The 3,321-nt window shown below is 32.1% G+C and carries 2 protein-coding genes and 1 pseudogene; 1 reads left to right on the top strand and 2 read right to left on the bottom strand.

All coding sequences use genetic code 11. The features are described 5' to 3' along the window. A partial coding sequence (locus D7V20_RS18750) for a 3'-5' exonuclease (protein ID WP_147395813.1) occupies positions 1–1,548 on the top strand: 1,548 nt, incomplete at its 5' end. A gap of 306 nt (positions 1,549–1,854) precedes the next feature. Here D7V20_RS18750 and D7V20_RS18745 read toward each other — a convergent pair. Beyond that, on the bottom strand, positions 1,855–2,280 hold the full coding sequence (locus D7V20_RS18745; protein WP_120385361.1) for a hypothetical protein: 426 nt from the start codon (positions 2,278–2,280) through the stop codon (positions 1,855–1,857). A gap of 130 nt (positions 2,281–2,410) precedes the next feature. Then, positions 2,411–3,064: pseudogene (locus D7V20_RS18740) on the bottom strand (IS5 family transposase). Positions 3,065–3,321: the final 257 nt, after the last annotated feature.

Below are 3,321 nucleotides of genomic sequence, written 5' to 3'. Positions count from 1 at the left end.
ACCAATGTCGCGAAAGATGAAATTCTAAACCGCACAGATAATCATCCTTTAATTTATGCTGATACTATTCATGCATTCTGCTGGGAACTAATACAGCCCTTTCAAGCTAACCTAAGAAACATTATTGGTAATATTAATAAGAAATGGAGAGAAAAATCTAAAACCATACCTATCAACAATCAAAAAGTTAAGTATGATTTTGGAGTTATGAAGCTAACGGAAACTGAATTGTTTTTACATCATGATGATGTAACACAATGTATGTCTCTATTATTACAGTTACCTAAATTCCAAAAATATTTAAAGAGTAAATTCCCAATTATTTTTATTGATGAATATCAAGATACAGATAGATATTTAGCGAATAGCTTTATTAACTATCTTATCGAAAATAACTCAGGTGTTTTAGTTGGTTTTTTTGGAGATCATTGGCAGAAAATTTATGGTAAAGATGCATGTGGTTTAGTGAATAGTCCTAGTGGCAAGATTGTTGAAATTGAAAAAAATGCGAATTTCAGATCAGATAAAAATATTGTTGCTTGCTTGAATAGAATACGTGATGAATTGCCACAAAATGAGTGTGATCCAAACTCTAAAGGTATTATTAAAATATTCCATTCAAACAATTGGAATGGTGAAAGACAAACTGCAAATCATTGGAAGGGTGATTTACCAACAGAAATAGCTAAAGAGTATATTGATCAAATAAAAAGAAGAATGCGTCAAGATGGTTGGGATTTGAGTAACTCCGAAAAAACAAAAATTCTATTTTTGACTAATAATTTAATAGCAACTGAACAAGGTTTTAAAAATTTAGCAGATTGTTTCAAATATCCAGATGACTATCTTAAAAAAAGTGACCCTTATATAAAGTTTTTTCTAGATGTTTTAGAGCCTAGCATTTTGGCATTTAATGAAAAGAACTTTGGTAATGTCTTTCAAATTTTAGGACAAAAGAACCCACATTTAAAATGTCAAAGTGATAAAGGAAAATGGACTAAACATTTTGATGAGTTAACAAATATTAGACAAACCTCAACAGTCCAAACCTTTTTGAATAAAATAACAGAAGCCAATATTTTATCTTTACCTAATTCAATTCTAAAACTCGAAACAAAGTTTGAAGAGATAATCACTAAAACTCAAAAAGAGAAAACAGATAAAGATATAGAATTTCAATCAAAATACTTAGCGTTTAAAGCAATAAGCTATGACGAAGTCATACAATTGGGAGAATACATAGAAGAAAAGACACCATTCTCAACAAAACATGGTGTTAAAGGTGCAGAGTTCGATAATGTGTTGGTAATTTTTGGTCGGGGTTGGAATCAGTATGATTGGGAAAAACTACTGCTATGGATGGAAAATGGCGTGCCTAATGGAGAAGAAGAAAAATTTGAAAAATATCGTAATCTTTTTTACGTTTGTTGTTCTAGGGCAAAGCACAATTTAACTTTAGTCTTTACACAGCTGTTGTCTGAAGATTCAATTAATAAGTTAAAAGAAATTTTTGGTTCTGAAAATGTATTGGGTGATCCTTTGAATTAGGAATAGATAGTGGATTTATATCAGAATATGAACCTAAGCTTGTTTTAAAGATATAAACTCTTCAGTATTGAGGAAATTAGAAAGCTTAGGTTCTTAAATATTAGATTGTTAGTTCTCAATCTAAGAATATTTTTACCGAGTTAAATTATCAAAGTTAAATAAGAATCATTATTCATGATAATTAGTGTCCAATTTCATAGGAATAAGTACTAGCTTAGTTCAAAATGTTAAATCTTAGGATACAATTTTTGAGTGTATCTAATGGCCATCTCTTAAGCGGAACTAGTGGACTACTCTTAAATGGAACTAGTGGACTACTATTGATGATATATACACTTTAATTCTGAAATATTGATCATCGCCAATTTCTTGCTCTAGTAACGAAAAACCATCCTTTTTAAAATTTTTAATATCGCCTACTTTAATTTGGCAATCGAGAACACCAATAGATGCTTCTTCTTTCATTCTGAATGGACCATAAACACTCTCTACTCTCCAATCATTTGCAATCATTAGATCATAAGGGGTGGTATAAGATTCAGCTTCAACTTTCAGATCGGGATAACTATCAATCGTCCGAGGGAACTTTTTATCAAATGCTTCCTCAACTGCTTCAAAATTTGTGTTTGACCGATAACTCAAGTAAAATTGAATCGCAGAAACAACAACGAGCAAGGTTACGACTCCAATCAAAGTGCGTAGTATGATTTTTTTTGCTTTCACCTTATCCAAAATTCACCACCCCATAATTGAAAATATTTTGAATTATAAGCCCTTAGGGTGCTCATAATCCATAAATCAATTTCGAAGTTCTTTGTTGCATAAAGCCTTTAAAGATTGAGTTTTCCTAAGCAACTCAAATTTAAGTTACAACTCGGGTATTAGGTCGGCCTAATTCCATAAATCTGTTGAGGACTGCTACGCGAGCATGAATTTCACTCATCTGACTAGGAAAGCTTCTTGCCATTAATTTATCGCCTAATAATTTGATGCAGTGCATCTTTGTTTCGACCAAACTTCGGCGATGATAGCCTGACCATTTTTTCCATAGTGTTCTACCTAGCAGGGTTTTAGTATCTATACCAATATGAAGTTTACGCCATTGGCGACGATATTTCGGCTAATGCTTTTTACGTTTCCATTCACCTTCACCTAAGAACTTCAAATCCGTGGAATCAACGAGTAGATGCAGTCCATTGCAACTCTTTTCATAGCTAATTTGAATATCAATATGCTTTTGTCTTCTGCGAATGGTTGAATAATCCAGAGCTGTCCAATCTAATCCGCAAAGTTTAATCAAGCTTTGGACAAAGCCAGTCACCATGCATACAGAAAGACGAAATAAGGATTTAATCATGAGATAGCACTGAATGGCTATGTCAGAATAAGTTTGATTTCGACCATGTTTTCCTTGTGACTGCGAATATCATTGAATCTTAGTATCAAACCAAATTGTAAAATTACCATGATTGATCAAAGCATGATTGTAGGATGACCAATTCGGTGTACGATAAATTTAGGTGTAGGCTATTGCTGTATAAGACCTTATCGGTAGGTTTGCGCAACAAGGCCTCAAAATCCCACCTTAAAATGCAAATAGCAAAAAAACTCTACCATTCGATTGATTTCATTTTAGAAGTAATGAAATTAGTATCTGTTTGTAATGATATTTTATAAAATTCAATATTAGATCTGCAGAGAAAAACTTATCAAACTAAGTATTGGCTAGTCTTTTTCTTCGAAAAACTTATCAAACGAAGTATTAAGTTAATC

Source organism: Acinetobacter rongchengensis, from assembly GCF_003611475.1.
In the GTDB taxonomy this organism is placed as follows: Bacteria; Pseudomonadota; Gammaproteobacteria; order Pseudomonadales; family Moraxellaceae; genus Acinetobacter; species Acinetobacter rongchengensis.
The sequence above is the reverse complement of the archived record's forward strand: the minus strand, read 5'-3'. Positions and strand labels throughout refer to the sequence as shown.